The following is a 22,230-nucleotide window of genomic DNA, read 5'->3' on the forward strand; positions in this document are numbered from 1 at the left end:
GGCCGGCTGCTCAACAAATAGGCGGGGATAAGCCTGTCCGACCCTATCTATCTTAATAGCTATCCCGTCCGGCTTCGCTCGCCGTAGTCTTTTGCGATTGGGCCAAGTAGCGGACACCGTTCGCAAACCCAGACTGTTTCAGCCGCGCAATGGTCGATCGACCGGGCTCAGCGCGGCAAAAGCCGAGACGCCTCCATGAGGGAACAAATATGCGACCCCAAAAAGCATTTGCAGCGTTGATGCCCTGCCTGGCTCTGCTCGGCGTGTCCATGATGTCGCCGGCAAACAGTGCCCTGGCCACCGAGGGCAAGCCAGGCGGCACACTCCGACTGCTGGCCAATGCCGCGGCAGGCACCGCCGATCCGCACATCAACTACACGCTGCAGTATTTCCAGATCAATTATGTCCTCTACGATGGCCTGGTGACCTACAAGAAGGCCGGGGACAAGACCGGTTTCGAAGTCGTCGCGGACCTGGCGGAAAGCCTCCCGCAGGTCGAGAACGGCGGCAAGACCTACGTCTTCAAGCTGCGCAAGGGCATCAAATTCGCGGATGGCTCGGATGTCACCACGAAGGACGTGGTGGCTTCGTTCCAACGCATCTTCAAGATCAGCGGGCCGACGGCCGGGACCTTCTACAAAGGCATCGTCGGCGCGGATGCGTGCTTGAAGACGCCTGCGACGTGTACCCTCGAAGGTGGCCTGTCAGTCGACGACGCCGCCGGAAACATTACCTTCAATCTGGTCCAGCCGGATGCCGAGTTCCTGCAGAAGCTGGCTGTTCCGCATGCGTCGATCCTGCCGGCGAGCGCGCCGCCGAAGGACGCCGGCACCGATCCGATCCCGGGCACCGGACCCTACATGATCGCCAGCTACGATCCCAACAAGCTGATGAAGATTGTGCGCAACCCTCATTTCAAGGAATGGAGCAAGGAAGCGCAGCCGGCCGGATATCCGGACGAGATCGACTACGAATTCGGCCTAACCGACGAGGCGGCGGTGACCGCTGTCGAGAACGGCCAGGCGGACTGGATGTTCGACCCGCCGCCGTCCGACCGTCTCGCTGAACTCGGCACCAAATATGCCAAGCAGGTCACGGTTCATCCGCTGACAGCGATGTGGTACGCGCCGATGAACACCAATCTGGCGCCGTTCAACGACATCCGCGTTCGCCAGGCAGTGAACTTCGCGATCGACCGCGCCGCGATCGTCAAGCTGTTCGGCGGCAGCAATCTGGCGCAGCCGGCCTGCCAGATCCTGCCACCGGGCTTCCCGTCATTTGCGGCCTATTGCCCGTTCACCGCCAATCCAGGCGAGAAGTGGTCAGCACCGGATATGGACAAGGCCAAGCAATTGGTCGCTGAATCGGGAACCGCAGGTCAGGAGGTGACGATCATCACCGAGGACACCACGGTCTCCAAAGCGATCGGCGTCTACCTGCAGGATGTGCTCAACCAGCTTGGCTACAAGACGTCGGTCAAGCCGATCTCGCAGAACATACAGTTCACCTACATCCAGAACACCAATAACAAGGTGCAGATTTCGATCTCGCAATGGTTCCAGGACTACCCGGCGCCATCGAATTTCCTGCAGGTCTTGTTCAGCTGTGCCTCGTTTACGCCGGGCTCCGACGCCTCGGTCAATATTTCGGGGTTCTGCGACAAGTCGATCGACGCATCGATGGATGAGGCAGAGGCAGCCACCATCGCCGATCCGGCCAAGGGCGCGACACTCTGGACCGCCATCGACAAGGCTGTGACGGACAAGGCTCCGGTCGCTGTCCTGTTCACGCCAAAGCGCGTCGATATGATCTCTTCCAGGCTGAAGAACTTCACCTTCAGCCCGCAATTCTACTGGATTGTCAGCCAGTCCTGGGTGGAATAGCCGACCGGAGCCAATGCAACGGAGTGCCGCTGGCTCTCCGTCGCATTTCCTTTTCCGGCGGATCAGCGCATCTTCCAGGCCGCGATTTTTCCCAGGCAATCCTGTTCATGGTCAATGTCATTGCGGATCAGCCTGCCATCCCGGTTCGCCGGGCCACCGATGGCCCGTGGCGCACCGCTTGGCGCAAGCTGAAAGGCGATCGTTCGGCAATATCTGCCTTCGCCGTGCTCGTCGTCATCGTGATCGCCTCGCTCGCGGCGCCGCTTTATGCGCGATACGTCTCCGGCACCGATCCATTTGTGACCAATCTCAATGGCGAGATCGTCGTCGATGGGGTGACCCAGCCGGTGCTGCAGCCCTCCACCGAAGGCCTTGGCCTCGGCATGACGCCGGTCGGGCCGACCTCGCGCATCGGACCCTATATGCTGGGTGCCGACAACCAGGGCCGTGACGTCGCGGCGCGGCTGCTTTACGGCGGACGGGATTCGCTGTTGATCTCGGGTGCTGCAGCCGTGCTGTGCCTTGTCCTCGCGACATTCCTTGGGGTCGTTTCCGGCTTCTTCGGCGGCATCGTCGACATCGGCCTGTCGCGCATTCTCGACGTGCTCTGGGCTTTTCCGATTTTCCTGTTGGCAATTTCATTGTCGATCGTGCTGATTGCGCAGAGTATCCAGATCGGTCCGTTCGAAATCCGCTCCGGCAGCCTGTGGCTACCGGTCTTCATCATCGGCATCGTCTATGTGCCCTATGTGGCGCGGCCGATCCGCGGCCATGTCCTGACCTTAATGCATGCCGAATTCGTCACCGCTGCGATCGGCCTTGGCGCATCGCCCTGGCGCATCCTTTTGCGCGACATCATGCCCAATGTGGTGACCCGCATCATCGTTTTCGTGCCGTTGATCCTGGCGCTCAACATGATGACGGAATCCTCGCTGTCGTTCCTGTCGATCGGCGTGCAGCCGCCGGATGCCAGCTGGGGCACGATCATCCAGGACGGCCAGGGCCTGCTCTATTCGCGGCCGGTCGTGGCACTGGCGCCGGGGCTAGCCATTGTGATCACGGTGCTGGCTCTAAACATTCTGGGCGACGGCGTGCGCGACGCGCTCGATCCGAAATCCTCGCCGAGGGGCGTCTAGTGGTTGCCGCGCTCGGCTTCCGGCTTGGCCAGATGGTGCTGGTTATGTTCGGTATCAGCGTCGTCGCTTTCCTGATCTTCTTTGCGACGCCTGGCGCTGATCCATCGGCGCGCATTGCTGGCCGCAATGCTTCGCAAGAGACGCTGATCCAGGTGCGCCACGATTTCGGTCTCGACCGGCCATTGCCGGTGCAATATGGGCTGATGATGAACCGGCTTTTCGTCAGCCGCGATCTCACCTCCTTCGTCAATCGCGGGCAGCGCGTCATTCCGACCGTGATAAGCGCCATTCCCGTGACGCTGTCGCTGGTCGGCGGCGCGGCAGTGCTGTGGGTGCTCGGCGGATTGATCGTCGGTGTGATCGCAGGCGCAACGCGCGGTACATTCATTGATCGCGCGCTGATGATCCTGAGCCTGGTAGGTGTGTCGATCCCGGTCTTCTGGCTGGGCGAGGTCGCCAACCTGCTGACGCAAAGCCGCTGGCACGACAACTGGCTGTTTTCCTGGGTTCCTCCGCTCGGCTACATCCCCCTGACCGAGAATCCCTGGGGCTGGTTCAAGGCGCTCGTCATTCCGTGGTTCACGCTGGCAACCCTTTATGTCGGCCTCTACGGCCGGGTGCTGCGGGCAAGCCTGATCGAAATGATGCAGGAGGATTTCATCCGCACCGCCCGGGCCAAGGGGATCGGCGAACGCCGGGTGCTGCTGCATCATGGCCTCAGGACCTCTTTGGTCGCATTCGTCACCATGTTCGGCCTCGATTTCGGTGCCTTGGTCGGCGGCGGCGCGCTGTTGACCGAAGTGGTCTTCGGATTGCAGGGTGTCGGAAAACTGACGTATGAGGCGCTGCAGACCCTCGATCTGCCGATGATCCTGGCCACGGTGATTTACGCCGCCTTCTTCGTGGTGATGGCAAACTTCGTCGTCGACGTCGTCTTCGTCATAATCGACCCGAGGGCGCGCAATGTCGGCTGATGCTCCCCTTCTGGTGGTCAAGGACCTCACTGTCTCCTTCCGCAGCGACGAAGGCCTGGTGCGGGCGGTGGGAGGTGTTTCGTTCTCCGTCGAGCAGCGCGAGATCGTCGGTGTGGTCGGCGAATCCGGTTCGGGCAAAAGCCAGACCTTGCTCGCCATTATGGGGTTGATCGACAGCCCCAACGCTATCGTCTCCGGTTCCATCCGTTTCATGGGACAGGAGCTGATCGGGCTCAAGCGGCGTGCGCTCGATGCCATCCGCGGCCGCCAAATCGCGATGATCTTCCAGGATCCGATGTCTGCGCTCACCCCGGTGCATACGATCGGCAACCAGATCGGCGAGCAGGTCCGCGCGCATGAAAAGGTGTCGGCGAAAGCGGCACGGGCGAGGGCCGTGCAATTGCTGGATGCCGTCGGCATCGCAAATCCGGATCGGGTCATCGACAGCTACCCGCACCAGCTTTCCGGCGGTATGCGCCAGCGCGCGGTGATTGCCATGGCGCTCTCGTGCAACCCGGCGCTGCTCGTCGCGGATGAACCGACTACAGCCCTCGATGTTACCGTGCAGGCGCAGATCCTCGAACTGATCGGACGATTGCGCGACCAGTTCGGTTCCGCTGTGATCCTGGTCACGCATGATCTTGGCGTCGTCGCCGAAGTCGCGGACCGGGTACTGGTTATGTATGGCGGACGCTTTGTCGAGGAGGGCGGCAAGAGCAGCGTGTTCCGGGCGCCGCTGCATCCCTACACATGGGGCTTGTTCGGCTCGATCCCGCCGATGGAGGGACCACGTCCAGCCCGGCTCGCTGCCATTCCGGGAATTCCGCCGTCGCTCTCCAACCTGCCGAAAGGCTGCGCCTTCAGCCCCCGCTGCGCCTTTCGCCACGACGCCTGTCTGGTTCAACTGCCGATCATGCAAGGCGAGAGCCATCGCGCCGCGTGCCTGTTGCCGGAGCCTACGCGCAGACAATTCGCTGCCCAGAGGCCTGGCGGCGTGGTGGAGATGCAACGATGAATGCCATGCCACGCGAACGTCCGCTGCTTCGTGCCGGCGACCTGTCGAAGCGCTATAGCGTCGGCCGCTCGATCTTCCCGGCGCAGCGCCGGACCGTGCATGCGGTTGATACGGTGTCGCTAGACATCTGGCCCGGGGAGACCCTCGGCATCGTCGGCGAGTCCGGTTGCGGCAAATCCACGCTTGGCCGGTGTCTGGTGCGTCTGACCGAAATCAGCTCGGGGTCGCTGGAATTCGAGGGCCGCGACATCAGCGACGCCTCCCAGCGCCAGCTTCGTCCGTTGCGGCGGCAGATGCAGATGGTCTTTCAGGATCCCAGCGCTTCGCTCAATCCGCGCCGGCGGGTCGGCGATCTGCTGGCCGATCCGTTCCGCATCCATGAACGCCTCTCGGCATCGGAAATGGCGGACCGCGTGGCCGAGCTCCTGCGCCGGGTCGACTTGTCGCCCCAGCACGCATCGCGCTACCCGCACGAATTCTCCGGCGGCCAGCGCCAGCGTATCGGCATCGCCCGCGCGCTGGCGCTGCGGCCACGGCTGATCGTGGCCGACGAGCCGGTCTCGGCGCTCGACGTGTCGATCCAGGCGCAGATCGTCAATCTGCTCGCCGACCTGCGCGAGGAGTTCAACTTGACCTATGTGTTCATCGCCCACGATCTTTCCGTGGTGCGTCAAATCTCGAGCCGTGTGGCGGTGATGTATCTGGGGTCAATCGTGGAGAGCGGGCCGACCGACGAGGTCTTTGCGGCGCCCAGACATCATTACACCGCGGCGCTGCGTTCCGCCGTGCCGATACCCAGCATCGACCGGGCGCGGCGCGGCCGGCTGGTGCTCAAGGGTGATCTGCCCAGCCCGATGAACCCACCCTCGGGGTGCCGGTTCCACACCCGTTGCCCAGCTGCCACCCCGATCTGCCGCAGCGAGCGCCCGCTTCTCCAAAGCATTGGCGAGGGCCGCCTGGTTGCTTGCCATCATCCAGCCGGCGGTTGACGAGGGAATTCTCGTTCAACGATATCCGGACCGTCAGCCGTAATCATTGCTTCGGCGAGAATAGAGGCCGATCTGGACGCCGCACGATCCGGCGCTATGTTGCGCTTCGGCGGCCGGGCATCGCGGATGCCTAATACTAAAGTAACTGTTCTCGCGTTGCCGAGCGATGCTACGATTTGAAGGACGGCGGCCGTACAGCGCTGCGTGATTTTGCGCCGGCGAGGACGGAATGTGGGAGGCCACTCTTCGTGCTGCAGCAGGCTGCCGCCGACATGTTGCTCGGTTGTCGACCATAAGGGAGGAAGTCACCAATGAAGATATCGTACCTGGTCTCGGCCGCGCTTCTTGCAGCGACCGCGATGCCTGCCGCAGCCGCCGAGATTTCCGACGGCAAGATCAAGATCGGCATTCTCAACGACCAGTCGGGCGTCTATGCCGATTTCGGCGGCAAGTGGTCGGTCGAGGCCGCCAAGATGGCGGTCGAGGATTTCGGCGGCAAGGTACAAGGCTCGCCGATCGAGATCGTCAGCGCCGACCACCAGAACAAGCCGGACATCGCCTCCAACATTGCGCGGCAGTGGTATGACACCGAACAGGTCGATTCCATCATGGAACTGACCACCTCCTCGGTGGCGCTCGCCGTCCAGGGAATTTCCAAGGAAAAGAAAAAAATTGACATCGTCACCGGCGCCGCGACCACCGAGCTAACCGGTAAACAGTGCTCGCCCTATGGCTTCCACTGGGCCTACGACACGCATTCGCAGGCAGTGGGGACTGGTGGCGCTCTCGTCCAGCAAGGCGGCGACAGCTGGTTCTTCGTCACAGTCGATTATGCATTCGGCTATTCGCTGAAGGAGCAGACCGCAAAGTTCGTCGAGAGCCATGGCGGCAAGGTGGTTGGCGAGGTGCGTTACCCGCTCGGCTCGACCGACTATTCATCCTTCCTGCTGCAGGCGCAATCGTCGGGCGCCAAGGTTATCGGCCTGGCGAATGCCGGCCTCGACACCTCCAACTCGATCAAGCAAGCGGCCGAATTCGGTATCGTGCAGGGTGGTCAGCGGCTTGCAGCACTTCTGTTCACGCTGGCCGAGGTGCATGGGCTCGGTCTCGAGGCGGCGCAAGGCGTGGTGCTGACCGAAGGTTTCTACTGGGATCGCGACGACAAGAGTCGCGAGTTCGCCCAGCGCTTCTTCAAGCGCACCAACCGCATGCCGAATATGATCCAGGCCGCCACCTATTCAGCGGTGACCCAGTATTTGAAGGCGATCGACAAAGCCGGCACCGATGGAACCGAGGCGGTCGCAAAGGAATTGCATGCGATGCCGGTGAACGATGTCTTTACGGCAAACGGCAAAGTGCGGGCCGACGGCAACATGGTTCATGACATGTATCTTTATCAGGTCAAGTCGCCGAGCGAGAGCACCAAGGAGTGGGACTATTACAAACCGCTCGCTACGATCCCCGGTAACGAGGCGTTTCTGAGCCCCAAGGAGAGCGGCTGTCCCATGGCAGGCGAGTGATTGGCGGACCGATGGCGCCGCCTGAACCGGATCGGCCGCGGGTGGTGCTTTCCGCCCGCGGCCTGCGGCGTGACTTCGCCGGCTTTGTTGCGGTCAGGAATGTCGATCTCGACCTCTACCACGGCAACATCCACGCGCTGATCGGACCCAACGGCGCCGGCAAGACCACCGTCTTCAACCTGCTCACCAAGTTCCTGCCGCCGACCAGCGGCAGGATCGAACTGCTCGGCCACGACATCACCCGCACCTCGCCGGCCAAGGTCGCGCGGATGGGCCTGGTGCGCTCGTTCCAGATCTCGGCGGTGTTTCCACATCTCAGCGTGCTCGACAATGTGCGTGTTGCGCTGCAGCGGCCGGGCGGGCTCAGCGTTCAGTTCTGGCGCTCGCTGTCTGCGCTCGATCGATTGACGCCGCGCGCCGAGGAGCTTTTGCGGTCGGTCGGCCTCGACGATGCCAAGAACAGGCCCGCCGCCGATCTCTCCTATGGCAGGAAACGCGTGCTCGAGATCGCCACGACGCTGGCGCTCGACCCGAAAGTGCTGCTGCTCGACGAGCCGATGGCCGGCATGGGGCACGAGGATGTGCGCACGGTTTCCGACATCATCCGCTCGGTCGCCAGGGAGCGTGCGGTGCTGATGGTCGAGCACAATCTGACTGTTGTAGCCGATCTTTGCGACTGGATAACCGTCATGCAGCGCGGCGAAATCCTTGCCGCCGGCGACTACTCCACGGTCAGCCGCGACGAGCGGGTGAGGATCGCCTATATGGGCACCGCCGATGAGTGACGCCGCGCCGCTTCTCGCAGTCCGCGGCCTCAACGCCTGGTATGGCGAGAGCCATGCGCTGCACGGCGTCGATCTTGAGGTCTTTCCAGGTGAAACTGTGACGTTGCTGGGCCGCAACGGCGTCGGCAAGACTACGACATTGCGCGCCATTATCGGGCTGATCCGCCAGCGGACCGGCCAGATTTTTTTCGACGGCAAGGATCTGATGCGCCTGCCATTGCACCGGACCGCGCATCAAGGCATCGGCCTGGTGCCGGAGGAACGCGGCATCTTTGCGACGCTGACCGTGGACGAGAATCTGGTTCTGCCGCCGATCGTCGCCGAGGGCGGCATGAGCGTGCAGGAAATATTCGATCTTTTCCCCAATCTGAAGGAGCGCCGCAACAGCCCGGGCACCAGGCTGTCGGGCGGCGAGCAGCAGATGCTGGCGATCGCGCGCATGCTCAGAACCGGCGTGAAAATGCTGCTTCTCGATGAGCCGACCGAGGGCCTGGCTCCGGTCATTGTGCAGCGCATCGGCGATCTGCTGGCGACGATGAAAAAGCGCGGCATGACGATCCTGCTGGTCGAGCAGAATTTCCGCTTTGCCAGCCGCGTCACCGACCGTTTCTACCTGATGGAGCACGGCAAGGTCGTGGCGGGCTTTCCGGTCGGCGAACTGCCGGATCGCATGACGCTGCTGCATGAAGTGCTGGGTGTATGATGGCGCCATGACGATGATCTTCGGGATACCCGTTCAGGCATTCCTCGGCCAATTGCTGGTCGGCCTCATCAACGGCTCGTTCTACGCAATGTTGAGCCTGGGCCTGGCTGTCATATTCGGCCTGTTGCGCGTCATCAATTTTGCCCACGGCGCGCTCTATATGCTCGGCGCCTTCGTCGGGTACCTGCTTCTCACCCGGTTCGGCATCGGCTACTGGCCGGCTCTGATCCTGTCGCCGCTGATCGTCGGCGGCTTCGGCGTCGTGGTCGAGCGCCTGGCGCTGTCGAGGCTTTACGGCATCGACCCGCTTTACGGGCTGCTTTTCACCTTTGGCCTCGCGCTCGTGCTCGAAGGGGTGTTCCGTTACTACTATGGCGTATCGGGAAGTCCTTATTCCGTGCCGCCGCTGCTCTCCGGGGGAACCAATCTCGGCTTCATGTTCCTGCCCAATTATCGCGGCTGGGTGGTGGTCGCCTCGATGATCGTCTGTTTCGGCACCTGGGCGCTGATCGAGAAGACCAGGCTGGGCTCCTATCTGCGCGCGGCGACGGAGAACCCCGGCCTGGTGCAGGCTTTCGGCGTCAACGTGCCGTTGCTGCTGACCCTCACCTACGGCCTCGGCGCCGCTCTTGCCGGACTTGCAGGGGTTCTCGCCGCGCCGATCTATCAGGTGAGCCCGCTGATGGGATCTGACCTCATCATCGTCGTCTTCGCCGTCGTCGTGGTCGGCGGCATGGGATCGATCCTCGGGGCGATCGTCACCGGTTACATGCTTGGCCTCGCCGAAGGCCTGACCAAGGTCTTCTATCCCGAAGCCTCCAATCTGGTGGTCTTCGTCATCATGGCAATCGTGCTTCTGGTCCGGCCAGCCGGCCTGTTCGGAAGGGATGCCTGAGATGGCCGAACTGACACTTCGCGAGACGCGTGCCAAGAATTCGGCACGGCTTGAATGGGCGCTGGTCGGGCTCGGCATCCTGGCGCTGCTGGTGGCGCCTTTCTTCGTCTATCCGATCTTCCTGATGAAGATGCTGTGCTTTGCGCTGTTTGCCTGCGCGTTCAACCTTCTGCTCGGCTACACCGGGCTGTTGTCCTTCGGCCATGCGACATTCTTCGGCGGGGCGGCCTATTTCACCGCATACGCGGTCAAGGTCTGGGGCTGGCCACCGGAAGCGGGCATCCTGCTCGGTGTCCTGGGTGCCGCGCTGCTCGGCCTTGTGATGGGCTTCTTTGCCATCCGCCGGCAAGGCATCTATTTCGCCATGATCACGCTGGCGCTGTCGCAGATGTTCTTCTTCTTCTGCGTGCAGGCGCCGTTCACCGGAGGTGAGGACGGCATCCAGGGCGTGCCGCGCGGCAGGCTGCTTGGAATGCTCGACCTGAACGTCTCGATGAACATCTATTATTTCGTGCTGGCGGTCTTCCTGATCGGCGTGTTCGCCATCTGGCGCATCATCAACTCGCCTTTCGGCATGATCCTGCGTTCCATCCGGGAAAACGAGAGCCGGGCCATTTCGCTTGGCTATTCCGTCGCCAACTACAAGCTGGCGGCTTTCGTCATGTCGGCAACATTGGCCGGGCTGGCCGGCGCGCTCAAGGCGATCGTTTTCCAGTTTGCCACACTCACCGACGTCACCTGGCAGATGTCCGGCGAGGTGATCCTGATGACGCTCCTCGGCGGCATCGGCACCATGGTCGGGCCGATCATCGGCGCCAGTCTGGTCGTCGGCCTGGAGAACACGCTCGCCACCTCGAATTTTCCAGTGACCATCGCCACGGGCCTGACCTTCATGGTCTGCGTGCTGGTTTTCCGGCGCGGTATTGTCGGTGAGATCTATGCGCGATTTCTCGGGCCAAAGGGTGACGCGAAAGACTGAACGGGTCAGCGCCGCCTCGCTAGGCGATGCGTACACCTTGCGCGTCGAGAAGTACGCAACCCAGCGGGTCGAAGCAGACATCGACCGTTTCGCCTTCGCGCAGCGGCTGTCCGTCGATCAACGTGTTGGCGCGCACCAGCGTGCCGGCGCCGATGTCGATCTCGTAGACCGCATTGCCGCCGAGATAGGAGGTCGAGACGATCCGTCCCGCCAGCCTGTTGGCAGCACCGGCGGTACCGACGGTAAGCTTCTGCGGGCGAACGACGACGGTGACCGCGCTGCCGGTCGCGAGCGCCTTCGGCGCGGCCGCCTTTACGACATGGCCGGTGGCCAGCGCGATCGTCGCCATCTTGCCGTCCATCACTGTCACGCTGCCGGGCAGCATGTTGGCCTTGCCCAGGAAATTGGCGACGAATGCGGTGGCCGGCTGGTCATAGACCTGCGCGGGGGAGCCGATCTGCTCGATCAGGCCGGCGTTCATCACGACGATGTGGTCGGACATCGACAAGGCTTCTTCCTGGTCGTGCGTCACGAAGATAGCGGTGATGCCCGTCTCCCTCTGGATTTTCTTGATCTCGACGCGCATGTCCTCGCGCATATTGGCGTCGAGCGCCGACAAGGGCTCGTCCAGCAGCAGCACTTCCGGCTCGAAGACGATGGCGCGGGCCAGTGCGATGCGTTGCTGCTGGCCGCCCGAGAGCTGCGACGGCAGCTTTGTCTCACTGCCGGGCAGCCGCACCATATCCAGCGCCTTCTTGACCCGGCGCACGATTTCCGGTTTCGGCACGTTCCGGTATTTCAGGCCGAATGCGACGTTGTCGAAGACGTTCTTGTGCGGAAAGAGCGCGTAGTTCTGGAACACCAGACCAATGTTGCGCTTATAGATCGGGATGTCGTCGACCCGCTTTCCGCCGATCGAGATCTGGCCACTGGAGAGGTCGACCAGGCCCGCGATCGAGCGCAGGATCGTCGTTTTGCCGCACCCGGACGGCCCCAGCAAGGTGACGAAACTACCTTTGCGGATTGCCAGTGAAAAATCGCGCACAGCGGCGAACTTGCCGTAGAAAATATCGATGTCGCGAAACTCGACCGCAGGCTTTCCTATCGGCTGCCGCTCGCTCTGGGCGAGCGGGTCGCCATCAGCCCCGGCCGAAGCCGGCCGGGGCTGCTGGTCGTGGCTGTTGTCGTCATGCACCTTTCGACACCCTGTCCCATTGCTTGGTCCAGGCGTCTTCGTTCTTCGCCCAGTAGAGCGGATCGGCGAAGGTCAGCGATTTCATCGATCCAGTCGGGTCGAAGGCCGGAAGCGCCGCGATCTTGTCGGTCAGCTTCACCTTGGTGGGGTCAAGCGATGGCGGATAGTTCTGGCCCTCGGCGACGGCGATCGAGGTGGCAGGATCCAGCATGAAGTTGATCAGTTCCTCGCATTCGGCCATCGGCGAACCCTTGAGCACCAGCATGTCCTCCATCCACGCGTATGAGCCGGCAGGGTCGAGATAGCCGATCGGCTGGCCCTGCTGCTGCAGGGCGGCGACACGTCCTGACCAGGCGTCGGTGACGACGATCTCGTTGCGCGACAGGAGGTCCATCAGTTCCGCGCCGGAACTCCAGAATTTCTTGGCCAGATCGCGGGTCTCGCGAACCTTGGCCCAGACGACGTCCATGTCCTGGATGTTGTTGGGGTCCTGTTTCGTCTGCAGCGCCGCATACCAGACGCGCGTCGTCATATCGGCGTAGCCGCCGATCTTGCCGGCATATTTCTTGTCGGTAAGCAGGTTGGCGCCCTTTTCCTTGGCTTCCTCCGGCGAGATGACCTTGTTGTTGTAGGCGATGCCGGTGGTGCCGTAATCATATGGCACTGCCGACAGCTTCGGCGTGATCTTGCGGAACGGCTCGATCATGGCGGTCAGGACATTCGCCATGTTCGGAATGTTTGCCTCGTTGATCTCCGAATTGAAACCGCCATTGACGTATTTGATGTAGTAGTTGACGCCGGAAGAATGGACGATCTGGAAGTCGCCTGGTTTCGACGTCTTGATCTTGGTGATGATCTCGTTCTCGTCGCCAAAGGTGCCCTGGACGACCTTGACCTTGGACTTGGCGGTATAAGGCTGGAACGCGTACTTATCGATCGCCTCCTGCACCACGCCGCCCCATCCGTCGAAGCGCACTTCCGAAACCGCGGCCAGCGCCCGTCCCATCCAGGGCATGGAAAGCCCGGTGGCGGCAGCAGCGGCGGCCGTCAGCGTCAGGAATGATCGCCGGCTGATGTCGCCATTGGCATAGCGTTCGTTGAGCCGTTCCAGTCGTTTGGTGGTTGTCAGTTTCATTTCCATTCTCCCATTTTCATTTTCACTTGCCTGCCTTGAACCAGGTGAGGCTTTGCAGGATGAGCCCGCCTGCCAAGGGAATGCCGACCGTCAAAAGGATCATGACGGTTCCGAGCGCGTTCACCTCAGGGCTGATCGAGATCTTCAGCATCGAAAGGATTTGCGTCGGCATGGTCTCGACGCCGGCCGGCCGCCAGAACAGGCTGGCCGAGGTGTTGTCGAACGAAATGGTGAAAGCGAGCAGAACACTGGCAAGCACTGCGGGAATGAGCAGCGGCAGCGTGATTTCGCGGAATGTCGACACGCGCGGCGCCCCGAGCGAAAGCGCCGCCTCCTCATAGGAACGTTTTATGCCGACCATGCGCGCCTGGACGATCAGCACCACGTAGGGGAGCGTGAGCATAATGTGGCCGAGCACCAGCAGCGTCATGCTGCGCGGCTGGTCGACGGCTTTGATCATGACCAGCAGGCCGACGCCGAGTATCGTTTCGGGGACCAGCGCGGGAAGAATGACAAGCGTGTTGATCGCCTGCTTGCCACGGAACTCGAAGCGCACCAGCGCCAATGCCGCCATGATGCCGAGCAGCGTCGTCACCGTTGCCGTCACCAGGGCAATCCACATCGATGTCCGGAAGGCGTCGAGAACCGGCTCGTTGGTGAGCAGCTTTTCGTACCATCGCAGGCTGAAGCCGGTGAGGGGAAAGCCGCCGAACATCGAGGCATTGAAGGAAAGCACGACCGTGGCGAGGATCGGCGCAAACATGAAGACGTAGACGCACACCGTGATCGCGCCGGTCAGCCGCCACACCCATCTGCCTTCGCGATCGGGATGGTCCGCTCTCATGCACTGAGGCCCTTCATGATCTGCGATAGGCCCATATAGCGGCTATAGGCGGCCGCGGCCGCGCCGAGCAGGACGAACAGGACGATGGAAAGCGTGGCGCCCATCGGCCAATTGAGCTGCCCCATGATGGTGTCGTAGATCAAGTTGCCGAACAGCGCATCGCGGCTGCCACCGAGCAGCTGCGGCGTCACATAGGAGCCGGCCGCCAGCACGAAGCAGAGCAGCAGCCCGGCGCCCAGCCCGGGCATCGATAGCGGCAGGGTCACTTCGCGAAACGCCTGCGCGCTGGTACAGCCCATCGAGCGGGCGGCGGCGATCAGCGTGCGGTCGATGCTTTCCAGGCTGACATAGACGTTCAGGATCATATAGGGCAGCAGAAAATGCAGCAGCCCCATGATGACGGCGCCCTCGGTGTAGAGCATCGGCAACGGCTCGTTGATAATCCCCAGCCTGATGAGCACGACGTTGATCAGCCCCTGTTCGCCGAGAATATGGATCCACGAGAATGTCCGGATGGTGAAGCTGATCCAGAACGGCACGATGAGCAGCAGCAACAACAGCCATTTGTGCCTGAAGGTCGTGGCCCAGATGAAATAGGCGGGAAAATAGCCAAGGATCGCGCAGATCACAGCGGTGATGGCGCCGACGCGAACGGTCTTCCAAAGAAAACCGTGATAGTAGCTGTCGGTGAGGAATTCCTTCCAGTTGTCGAAGGTCAGCACCGCCGACTCCACCCCCGCGGTGACGAAGGTGAAAAACGTGTAGACCGTCATCATCGCGATCGGCAGCAGCAGAAGCAGGGTAAGCAGTAAAAGCACAGGCGCGACGAGGACCCAGGCCAGTCGCTGATCGTATAATTTCCACCCTTTGGTCACGACCCGTCCAACCGCTTTATGTGCAAGCCGCCATCACCGGGCTCGGCTCCGGACTAGATTGGGCGATCGGCGTTCAGGTGTCCACTCTGCATATGGCTCCTGCACAAATTCTGTGCAGGGCCCCGCGCGACCCTCGCCCTGCCGGATTCAACAAATTGCCCGGCGTTCCGCCTGCACATTGATTAAATCAGGTATCCCGATATACAGGGTAATTTCGGATATGGATTTTACATGGGCCGGGCAATTTCATGAGTCGCAATTTTCTGGTGATTGAACCTGAGGAAGGCATTGCCGTGCTCAAGGGGCTTGCCTCCTCGGCGCGGATCTCGATGCTGAAACTGCTGCATGAGAAGGGGCCGATGAATGTCAACGAAATCGCCGCCGTGCTGTCGCTTCCGCAGTCGACCGTCTCGACCAACATCCAGGTGCTGGAGGATGCGGGGCTGATCCGCACCGAGAACCTGAAAGCGAAGAAAGGCAGTCAGAAAATCTGTTATCCGACGGCGGAAGAAGTGCTCGTCGTGTTCAAGAGCGAATATCGTGCGGTCAAGAACGACGCGATCGAAGTGTCGATGCCGATCGGGCTTTATACCGGCTTCGAGGTTACCGCGCCCTGCGGCCTTTGTTCGCCGGACGGCATCATCGGTCTACTCGATGTGCCGAACACTTTCCTCGATCCGGACCGCATGAAAGCCGGTCTGCTATGGTTCACGCGCGGTTTTGTCGAATACCAGTTCCCCAACAATGCCAAGCTCGCCAATGCCGAAATCACCGGACTCGAAGTTGCGATAGAACTGTCTTCGGAAGTGCCGGGCACCAGCGCCGATTGGCCCTCGGACATCACGCTGACGATCAATGGCGTCGATGTCGGCACCTGGACGTCGCCGGGGGATTTCGGCGACAAGCGCGGCGTCTTCACGCCCTCCTGGTGGAAGCTCAAGGGCTCGCAATACGGTAAGCTGAAGAACTGGCGAATTGCCAATGACGGCACCTATGTCGACGGCCTCAGGATGTCCGAAACCGGGCTCGCCGCACTCGATCTGAAGAGCCATCATTCAATCCGCGTCCGTATCGGCGTCAAGGACGACGCCAAGCGCCCCGGCGGGATCAATATTTTCGGCAAGGGCTTTGGAAATTACGATCAGGACATCCTGCTCAGGATCAAAACTGGTTGATATCATGAAACCGGGTTCTGAAGATAACGCAGCAATTTCAACTATCTGGCTTTCTGCTGTTCCAAAGCGTTCGTCTAATTGTCCTACATTTGGCTATTTTGGCTTGACGAAGGGCTGCCAATTCCTCTTTGATATCGGGCAAGATGATTTAAATCATCGTTTGTGATATCGATGGGAGGAATGCATGAAGGCAGCCGTTACGGCTCATCCGCACTATGTTGTCTCGGAAATCGATCCGAGGCTCTACGGATCCTTCATCGAGCATCTGGGGCGGGCAGTTTACACTGGCATCTATGAGCCCGGCCATCCGACAGCGGATGCCAACGGCATGCGTCAGGACGTCATCGATCTCGTCAGGGAACTCAATGTTCCGATCGTCCGCTACCCCGGCGGCAATTTCGTCTCGGCCTACAATTGGGAAGACGGCATTGGCCCCAAGGAACAGCGTCCAGTGCGCCTCGACCTCGCGTGGCACACGTCGGAAAGCAACGAAGTCGGCCTGCATGAATTTGCCGATTGGTGCACCTCCGCCAACACCGAGATGATGCTTGCCGTCAATCTCGGCTCGCGCGGCCTCGATGAAGCCCGCAACCTGCTGGAGTACGCCAACCATCCCGGCGGCAGCAAATGGAGCGACAAGCGCATCGCCAACGGCCGCAAGGAGCCGTTCGACGTCAAGCTCTGGTGCCTCGGCAATGAAATGGATGGCCCCTGGCAGATCGGCCACAAGACCGCGGACGAGTATGGCCGGCTGGCGCATGAGACGGCCAAGGCCATGCGTGCCTTCTCCAACTCACTTGAGCTGGTGGTCTGCGGCTCTTCGAATGCCAAGATGCCGACCTACCCTGAATGGGAAGCGACGGTTCTCGACCATACCTACAACGAGGTCGACTACATCTCGCTGCACATGTATTTCGACAACGAAGCCAACGACGCTCCGAACTATCTCGCCATGAGCGAAAAGCTCGACGACTACATTGTCTCGGTCGCCGGCGTCATCGAGTATATCAAGGCCAAGAAGCGCTCCAACAAGCAGGTCTACATCTCGTTCGACGAATGGAACGTCTGGTACCATTCCAAGGAGCAGGACAGGAAGATACTCGGCGGCAGCAACGGCTGGCCGTTCGCCCCGCCGTTGCTCGAAGACATCTATAATTTCGAGGATGTGCTGCAGGTCGGCCTGATCCTCAACACCTTCATCCGCCGTTCCGATGTCGTCAAGATCGCCTGCCTGGCACAACTGGTCAATGTCATCGCGCCGATCATGACCGTTCCGAATGGCCCGGCATGGCGGCAGACGATTTTTTATCCCTATCTGTTTGCTTCTAACTATGGTCGCGGCAATGCGCTGGATCTCAAGGTGGAAAGCCCGACCTACAAATCCAGCGTTGCGGGCGATGTCGCTTATGTCGATGTTGCCGGCGTGCACGACAGGCAAACCGGCCACGTCACCTTCTTCGCGGTCAACCGCCATTCGAGCGAGGCAATCGAAACAGTGGTCGACCTCACCGGCTTCGGCGCGGCGGAGATCGTCGATCACCAGGTGATGGCACACGCCGATCTGAAAGCCGTCAATTCGGCCGAAAACCCTGGCAATGTCGGCCCCAGGAAGGGCGAGGGCGCCTCGCTCGCCAGCGGCAAGCTGAGCCTGTCACTGCCGCCCTATTCCTACCAGGTCATACGCCTGAGGCTCTGAGTTCAGGCGGATCATCGAGAAAGCGCAAACGCTGAGGAGGAGCGTCGACGTGACGGCCGATATCGAGATCAGGAACGTGAGCAAGCAGTTCGGTGCCATGACGGTGCTGGATCATCTGTCGCTCTCCATAAGGGCACGCGAATTCATCGTGTTCCTGGGCCCGTCCGGCTGCGGAAAATCGACGCTTCTTCGAATGATTGCCGGGCTCGAAGCTGTCGATAGCGGCGAGATTGCCATCAACAACGAGCGCATCGATCATCTGCCACCGGGCAAGCGCGGCATTGCCATGGTGTTCCAGTCCTATGCGCTTTATCCGCACATGACGGTGCGCGACAACATGGCCTTCGGGCTTGCGAATATCGGCGTTCCAGGCAAGGTCATCGAGGCGCGCATCAACGAAGCCGCCCGCATCCTCGAAATGCCGCATCTGCTCGATCGCAAGCCGGGCCAGCTCTCCGGTGGTCAGCGCCAGCGCGTCGCCATCGGCCGTGCGATCGTCAAGGAGCCGAAGGCCTTTCTGTTCGACGAGCCGCTTTCCAATCTCGATGCGGCGTTGCGCACCCGCACCCGCATCGAGCTTGCCCAGCTTCACCAGCGGCTGCAATCGACGATGATCTTCGTCACCCATGACCAGGTCGAGGCAATGACGCTGGCCGACCGCATCGTCGTCATGAACAATCGCAAGATCGACCAGATCGGTACCCCGATGGAGATCTACGAACGCCCGGCGACCAAATTCGTCGCGGGTTTCGTCGGCGCGCCGGCGATGAACTTCGTCGATGCGACGCTTGACAGATCCGGCGAGAACGCCACGGCCAGGTTTGCGGACGGCGTCTCGGTGCAGACCAAGATCGCCTCCAGCCAACTGACCGATGGCAAGTACACTTTCGGCATCCGTTCTGAAGACGTGCGCATCGTTGCCGCCGGACAGGGCAATGCCGGCGGCGTGGTCGATGTGCTCGAGCGGCTCGGCGAACGCACCCTGATCTACGCGCGGCTGGGCGATGGCCAGCAGATCGTCGGCTCGGATGCCGGCAACAGCCGCGTCGCCGTCGGCGACAGAATCGGGCTCGCCTTTGACGGCCAGAAATCGCATCTGTTCAACGAGACCGGCCGCGCCTGGCATGCGAGGGAGGCCTGAGATGGCTGACCGGCTGGCGATGTCCCCGACCGCGACACTTGCTGTCGGCGTCAGAGCCCCTACCGCCGACATCTATGCGCCGCAATGGCGAAACGTCATTTTCGTTGCGCCATTCTTGTTCTTCTTCACCACGCTGCTGCTCTTCCCGCTGCTCTGGGGGATGTGGCTGAGTTTCCACAAGGCCGACACGTTCTCGTCCGGAAATTTTGTCGGTCTCGGCAATTACGCCAGGCTGTATCACGACAAGGTCTTCCTGCAATCGATCTGGAACACCTTCTATTTCGTGCTTCTGACGGTGCCGACGCTGGCGCTGATCGGCCTTTTCCTGGCGCTTTGCCTCAACCGCCGCACGCGCGTTGCCGCGGTTTTGCGGACGCTGTTCTTTTCCTCGTCGGTGCTATCGGTCACCATCGTCACGCTGATCTGGCGCATCGTCTTCATTCCGAATGTCGGGCTGTTGTCGACGATTTACGGATGGTTCGGCGCAACGGCTCCGGCCTTCATTTCCGATCCCAGCTTGGCGATGGTCGGCATCGCCATTGCCACCATCTGGTGGTGCATCGGCCTGCCGATGATGCTCTTTCTCTCAGCACTCCAGCAGATCCCGCAGGACATTTACGAGGCGGCAGCGCTGGACAATGCCAATCGCTGGCAAACGCTGCGGTCGATCACGCTGCCGTCGATCAAGCGGACCTTCATCCTGGTGATCATCATCCAGATCGTGCTGCAATTCCAGCTGTTCGGCCAGGCCTGGCTAATGACGCGCGGCGGTCCGAACAATCTGACCAAGCCGATCGTGCTCTATATCTACGATACCGCATTCCGTCGCTGGGATCTCGGCCTGGGCGCCGCCGCATCGGAAATCCTGTTCATCCTCATCCTGGTCGCGGCCATGGCCCAGTACCTGGTGACACGCAGCAGGGGAGACCAGGCATGAGCGCCCCAGCAGCTTCCATCAAGGGCCGGGCATTTGGCGACCATTTGTTATTGGCCCTGGTCATCCTGCTTTCGATCGTCATGATCGCGCCGGTTCTGTGGGTCGTCGGTCTATCACTCAAGGACAATACGGAGCTGATGGCCGATCCGAACTCGGTGTTTCACGCACCCTATACGCTGAAGAACTACATCAACACCGTCGGCACCTCGTCCGTGTTCATCTGGGTGCGCAACAGCATCATCGTCTCGGGCGGATTGACGCTCGGCACGTTGATCCTGTCGTCGCTCGCGGGCTACGGTTTTGCACGGCTGAATTTCCCCGGCCGAGACGCGCTGTTCGTGATCGTTCTGTTCGGTCTGGCGGTCCCGGAACAGGCCGTGCTTGTCGCCCGTCACCAGATCTTCAGCATGCTGAAGTTCCACAACACCTATCAAGGGCTCATTCTGCCGGGCCTTTCGGCTCCGTTCGGTGTCTTCCTGATGACCCAGTATTTCAAGGCCATCCCGAAGGAGCTGGACGAAGCCGCCATGCTCGATAACGCCAGCCGGCTCAGAATTTTCTGGAAGGTGCTTCTGCCGCTCACGCTGCCTGCGCAGGCGACGCTCGGCATCTTCACCTTTCTCGGCGCCTGGAATGACTACTTCTGGCCGCTGATTTCGGCGACGAGGAAGGACATGTTCACGCTGACGGTCGGCATGGCCTCGACCCAGACCAACTTCGCCCAGTCCGAAGGCATCGGCTTCCTGATGGCGCAGGCGGTGTTCGCCGGTGCACCGATCCTGATCGTCTACCTGTTCTTCCAGAAATACATCGTCACGGCAGTCTCCGGCGCTGCGGTGAGATAACGAAGATTGCCTGACGGCCGGGGGGAATGCGCAGCAATTGAAGCACGAAAGCCAATCCAGGGTGGAGCGGCGGAAACTCAGTAGGAGGAACTGATATGAAACTGAAGAAAATACTGTTTGCCGCAGTCTCTGCGGGCGCAATGATGCTCGCAAGTCCAAGCTTCGCGGCCACGGAGCTGAGCGTGCAGCGCTTTTTCGGCGCCTGCGATGCCGATTTCGGCACCAACACCGATGCCACCAAGGCCGTTGGCGAATGCGGCATCATCACCTCGCTAATCAACAAGTTCAACGCCGACAATCCCGATGTCCATGTCAACGTCACCACCGTGGAATGGCCCGGCTATGATCAGCTGACCGCGCAGTTCGCTTCAGGCGACGCTCCGGACATCGTCACGATCCATGAATCCGTACTGTCGGATTATCAGTCGAAGGGCCTGTTGATGCCGCTCGACGATCTCTTGAAGTCGGTCGGCGTGACACCCGACGCCTTCACCGACGCGGCACGCAATGGCGCCACCAAAGACGGCAAGGTCTATGGCCTGCCGATCGACAGCTGGACGATGCTCTATCACGTCAACATGGATCTTTTCAAACAAGCCGGCCTGGTCAATGCCGACGGCACGCCGATTTTTCCAAAGTCGGCCGAGGAACTGCTCGCCCAGGCCGAACAGTTCAAGCAGAAGACGGGCAAGCCTTATTTCGTCCAGAACCTGACCAATGAGACTGCACTCTACACACGCAACCTCTATACCTATCTTTTCCAGCAGGATTCCGATTTCTTCGCCGATCCGAAGCATGTGAAGTTGAATACGCCGGAAGCCAAGAAGGTCATCGAGATGTACAAGGCGATCTTCGAGAAGGGCTACACCACCAAGGATCTCGATTATGGCGGGTCGATCAACGCCTTCCTTGCCGGCGAGGGTGGCGTCCACCTTAACGGCACCTGGGTGGTCGGCGATTACAACGCGCAGTCCGAGACCAAGGGTACGGCGCTCAACAAGGGCGGCTATGCGGTCTATCCGTATCCGCAGCTGTTTGGCGGCGCCCACGCGCAGTATGCCGACGGCCACACCTGGGCCGTTTCGCAGAAAGACCGCACGCCCGAACAGATCGCGGCCATCGGTAAATTCCTGAAGTTCTTCGCCGACAACGACTTCGAATGGTCGCGCACCGGTCACCTGCCGGCCTATAAGGCCGTCATCACCTCGGACGCCTTCAAGGCCCTGCCGCATCGCAACACGATCTCTGCGGTCGCTGATCTCGGCAAGCCGCTGCCGTCCGCCGTACAGCGTCAGTTTGCGATCCAGGACATTATCGGCGAAGAGATGAGTGCAGCAATCAGTGGCCAGAAGGACATCGACACCGCCCTTGCCGACATGGAAAGCCGCGTCAACGAATTGCTCGCCAACATCTGACCACCGGTTTCGAAAGGCCCTCCCAAGGCACCCCGCGGCTGGAAACGGCCGCGGGTTTTTAGTGAGGCAGTGATTATTGTCCTCGAATTGCGC

At 61.0% G+C, this 22,230-nt stretch carries 21 protein-coding genes; 17 read left to right on the forward strand and 4 right to left on the reverse strand.

The features are described from left to right. Nucleotides 1-209: 209 nt before the first annotated feature. The 10 genes from NKH33_RS19400 to NKH33_RS19445 all read left to right on the forward strand — a co-directional run bounded on the left by NKH33_RS19400 (nucleotide 210) and on the right by NKH33_RS19445 (nucleotide 10,879). Nucleotides 210-1,883, forward strand: coding sequence for an ABC transporter substrate-binding protein (locus NKH33_RS19400; protein ID WP_352921056.1), 1,674 nt, complete (start codon nucleotides 210-212; stop codon nucleotides 1,881-1,883). Nucleotides 1,884-1,990: 107 nt separating this feature from the next. Further along, on the forward strand, nucleotides 1,991-3,019 hold the full coding sequence (locus NKH33_RS19405; protein ID WP_352921058.1) for an ABC transporter permease: 1,029 nt from the start codon (nucleotides 1,991-1,993) through the stop codon (nucleotides 3,017-3,019). Next, the gene (locus NKH33_RS19410) at nucleotides 3,019-3,993 is read left to right on the forward strand and encodes an ABC transporter permease (protein ID WP_352541714.1); all 975 of its coding nucleotides are present in this window, start codon (nucleotides 3,019-3,021) and stop codon (nucleotides 3,991-3,993) included. Before NKH33_RS19405 ends, NKH33_RS19410 begins: the two co-directional genes overlap by 1 nt. Beyond that, nucleotides 3,983-5,008 (forward strand): ABC transporter ATP-binding protein, encoded by a 1,026-nt coding sequence (locus NKH33_RS19415; protein WP_352472482.1) that lies wholly within the window; start codon nucleotides 3,983-3,985, stop codon nucleotides 5,006-5,008. Before NKH33_RS19410 ends, NKH33_RS19415 begins: the two co-directional genes overlap by 11 nt. Beyond that, nucleotides 5,005-5,997 (forward strand): ABC transporter ATP-binding protein, encoded by a 993-nt coding sequence (locus tag NKH33_RS19420; RefSeq protein ID WP_352472483.1) that lies wholly within the window; start codon nucleotides 5,005-5,007, stop codon nucleotides 5,995-5,997. Before NKH33_RS19415 ends, NKH33_RS19420 begins: the two co-directional genes overlap by 4 nt. 311 nt (nucleotides 5,998-6,308) lie before the next feature. Next, nucleotides 6,309-7,517, forward strand: coding sequence for an ABC transporter substrate-binding protein (locus NKH33_RS19425; RefSeq protein WP_352921060.1), 1,209 nt, complete (start codon nucleotides 6,309-6,311; stop codon nucleotides 7,515-7,517). An 11-nt stretch (nucleotides 7,518-7,528) separates the two neighbouring features. Next, nucleotides 7,529-8,302: an ABC transporter ATP-binding protein gene (locus NKH33_RS19430; protein WP_352472485.1), complete on the forward strand. Its 774-nt coding sequence runs from the start codon at nucleotides 7,529-7,531 to the stop codon at nucleotides 8,300-8,302. After that, the gene (locus NKH33_RS19435) at nucleotides 8,295-9,005 is read left to right on the forward strand and encodes an ABC transporter ATP-binding protein (protein ID WP_352472486.1); all 711 of its coding nucleotides are present in this window, start codon (nucleotides 8,295-8,297) and stop codon (nucleotides 9,003-9,005) included. Before NKH33_RS19430 ends, NKH33_RS19435 begins: the two co-directional genes overlap by 8 nt. A 7-nt stretch (nucleotides 9,006-9,012) precedes the next feature. Beyond that, the gene (locus NKH33_RS19440) at nucleotides 9,013-9,900 is read left to right on the forward strand and encodes a branched-chain amino acid ABC transporter permease (protein ID WP_352921062.1); all 888 of its coding nucleotides are present in this window, start codon (nucleotides 9,013-9,015) and stop codon (nucleotides 9,898-9,900) included. A gap of 1 nt (nucleotide 9,901) precedes the next feature. Then, nucleotides 9,902-10,879, forward strand: a complete 978-nt coding sequence (locus tag NKH33_RS19445) for a branched-chain amino acid ABC transporter permease (protein ID WP_352683173.1) — start codon at nucleotides 9,902-9,904, stop codon at nucleotides 10,877-10,879. A 19-nt stretch (nucleotides 10,880-10,898) separates the two neighbouring features. Here the strand turns inward: NKH33_RS19445 and NKH33_RS19450 are convergent, their stop codons facing one another. Genes NKH33_RS19450 through NKH33_RS19465 form a run of 4 tightly spaced genes read right to left on the reverse strand, consistent with a single transcriptional unit; the run spans nucleotide 10,899 to nucleotide 14,928 of the window. Beyond that, entirely contained in the window at nucleotides 10,899-12,074 is a 1,176-nt protein-coding gene (locus tag NKH33_RS19450; protein WP_352683176.1) for an ABC transporter ATP-binding protein, read from the reverse strand. Continuing rightward, nucleotides 12,067-13,209: an extracellular solute-binding protein gene (locus NKH33_RS19455; RefSeq protein WP_352683178.1), complete on the reverse strand. Its 1,143-nt coding sequence runs from the start codon at nucleotides 13,207-13,209 to the stop codon at nucleotides 12,067-12,069. The genes NKH33_RS19450 and NKH33_RS19455 overlap by 8 nt, the downstream gene beginning before the upstream one ends. Nucleotides 13,210-13,231: 22 nt before the next feature. After that, entirely contained in the window at nucleotides 13,232-14,053 is an 822-nt protein-coding gene (locus tag NKH33_RS19460) for an ABC transporter permease (RefSeq protein ID WP_352821405.1), read from the reverse strand. Next, nucleotides 14,050-14,928, reverse strand: coding sequence for an ABC transporter permease (locus NKH33_RS19465; protein WP_352851013.1), 879 nt, complete (start codon nucleotides 14,926-14,928; stop codon nucleotides 14,050-14,052). Before NKH33_RS19465 ends, NKH33_RS19460 begins: the two co-directional genes overlap by 4 nt. A gap of 248 nt (nucleotides 14,929-15,176) precedes the next feature. Between NKH33_RS19465 and NKH33_RS19470 the strand changes: the two genes are divergently transcribed. The 7 genes from NKH33_RS19470 to NKH33_RS19500 all read left to right on the forward strand — a co-directional run bounded on the left by NKH33_RS19470 (nucleotide 15,177) and on the right by NKH33_RS19500 (nucleotide 22,137). Continuing rightward, the gene (locus NKH33_RS19470; RefSeq protein WP_352683182.1) at nucleotides 15,177-16,103 is read left to right on the forward strand and encodes an ArsR/SmtB family transcription factor; all 927 of its coding nucleotides are present in this window, start codon (nucleotides 15,177-15,179) and stop codon (nucleotides 16,101-16,103) included. A gap of 4 nt (nucleotides 16,104-16,107) precedes the next feature. Then, complete coding sequence (locus tag NKH33_RS19475) at nucleotides 16,108-16,269, forward strand: hypothetical protein (RefSeq protein WP_352541706.1); 162 nt, start codon at nucleotides 16,108-16,110, stop codon at nucleotides 16,267-16,269. 18 nt (nucleotides 16,270-16,287) lie between these two features. Continuing rightward, the gene (gene arfA, locus NKH33_RS19480; protein WP_352921066.1) at nucleotides 16,288-17,799 is read left to right on the forward strand and encodes an arabinosylfuranosidase ArfA; all 1,512 of its coding nucleotides are present in this window, start codon (nucleotides 16,288-16,290) and stop codon (nucleotides 17,797-17,799) included. A 49-nt stretch (nucleotides 17,800-17,848) separates the two neighbouring features. Further along, entirely contained in the window at nucleotides 17,849-18,940 is a 1,092-nt protein-coding gene (locus tag NKH33_RS19485) for an ABC transporter ATP-binding protein (protein WP_352921068.1), read from the forward strand. A gap of 19 nt (nucleotides 18,941-18,959) precedes the next feature. Then, nucleotides 18,960-19,877 (forward strand): carbohydrate ABC transporter permease, encoded by a 918-nt coding sequence (locus tag NKH33_RS19490; protein ID WP_502896440.1) that lies wholly within the window; start codon nucleotides 18,960-18,962, stop codon nucleotides 19,875-19,877. Further along, complete coding sequence (locus tag NKH33_RS19495) at nucleotides 19,874-20,722, forward strand: carbohydrate ABC transporter permease (protein ID WP_352921072.1); 849 nt, start codon at nucleotides 19,874-19,876, stop codon at nucleotides 20,720-20,722. The genes NKH33_RS19490 and NKH33_RS19495 overlap by 4 nt, the downstream gene beginning before the upstream one ends. Nucleotides 20,723-20,817: 95 nt before the next feature. Next, complete coding sequence (locus NKH33_RS19500) at nucleotides 20,818-22,137, forward strand: ABC transporter substrate-binding protein (RefSeq protein WP_352921074.1); 1,320 nt, start codon at nucleotides 20,818-20,820, stop codon at nucleotides 22,135-22,137. Nucleotides 22,138-22,230 lie beyond the last annotated feature (93 nt).

The sequence above is a fragment of the Mesorhizobium sp. M1182 genome, from assembly GCF_040318335.1.
Classification (GTDB): domain Bacteria; phylum Pseudomonadota; class Alphaproteobacteria; order Rhizobiales; family Rhizobiaceae; genus Mesorhizobium.

What these genes read in the sequence shown, in the direction of transcription:
- NKH33_RS19430 (WP_352472485.1), top strand. Translation starts at nt 7,529, where the DNA reads ATGGCGCCGCCTGAACCGGATCGGCCGCGGGTGGTGCTTTCCGCCCGC.
- NKH33_RS19420 (WP_352472483.1), top strand. Translation starts at nt 5,005, where the DNA reads ATGAATGCCATGCCACGCGAACGTCCGCTGCTTCGTGCCGGCGACCTG.
- NKH33_RS19495 (WP_352921072.1), top strand. Translation starts at nt 19,874, where the DNA reads ATGAGCGCCCCAGCAGCTTCCATCAAGGGCCGGGCATTTGGCGACCAT.
- NKH33_RS19460 (WP_352821405.1), bottom strand. Translation starts at nt 14,053, where the DNA reads ATGAGAGCGGACCATCCCGATCGCGAAGGCAGATGGGTGTGGCGGCTG.
- NKH33_RS19440 (WP_352921062.1), top strand. Translation starts at nt 9,013, where the DNA reads ATGACGATGATCTTCGGGATACCCGTTCAGGCATTCCTCGGCCAATTG.
- NKH33_RS19500 (WP_352921074.1), top strand. Translation starts at nt 20,818, where the DNA reads ATGAAACTGAAGAAAATACTGTTTGCCGCAGTCTCTGCGGGCGCAATG.
- NKH33_RS19425 (WP_352921060.1), top strand. Translation starts at nt 6,309, where the DNA reads ATGAAGATATCGTACCTGGTCTCGGCCGCGCTTCTTGCAGCGACCGCG.
- NKH33_RS19415 (WP_352472482.1), top strand. Translation starts at nt 3,983, where the DNA reads ATGTCGGCTGATGCTCCCCTTCTGGTGGTCAAGGACCTCACTGTCTCC.
- NKH33_RS19490 (WP_502896440.1), top strand. Translation starts at nt 18,960, where the DNA reads ATGTCCCCGACCGCGACACTTGCTGTCGGCGTCAGAGCCCCTACCGCC.
- NKH33_RS19435 (WP_352472486.1), top strand. Translation starts at nt 8,295, where the DNA reads ATGAGTGACGCCGCGCCGCTTCTCGCAGTCCGCGGCCTCAACGCCTGG.
- NKH33_RS19475 (WP_352541706.1), top strand. Translation starts at nt 16,108, where the DNA reads ATGAAACCGGGTTCTGAAGATAACGCAGCAATTTCAACTATCTGGCTT.
- NKH33_RS19470 (WP_352683182.1), top strand. Translation starts at nt 15,177, where the DNA reads ATGAGTCGCAATTTTCTGGTGATTGAACCTGAGGAAGGCATTGCCGTG.
- NKH33_RS19445 (WP_352683173.1), top strand. Translation starts at nt 9,902, where the DNA reads ATGGCCGAACTGACACTTCGCGAGACGCGTGCCAAGAATTCGGCACGG.
- NKH33_RS19455 (WP_352683178.1), bottom strand. Translation starts at nt 13,209, where the DNA reads ATGAAACTGACAACCACCAAACGACTGGAACGGCTCAACGAACGCTAT.
- NKH33_RS19400 (WP_352921056.1), top strand. Translation starts at nt 210, where the DNA reads ATGCGACCCCAAAAAGCATTTGCAGCGTTGATGCCCTGCCTGGCTCTG.
- NKH33_RS19405 (WP_352921058.1), top strand. Translation starts at nt 1,991, where the DNA reads ATGGTCAATGTCATTGCGGATCAGCCTGCCATCCCGGTTCGCCGGGCC.
- arfA (WP_352921066.1), top strand. Translation starts at nt 16,288, where the DNA reads ATGAAGGCAGCCGTTACGGCTCATCCGCACTATGTTGTCTCGGAAATC.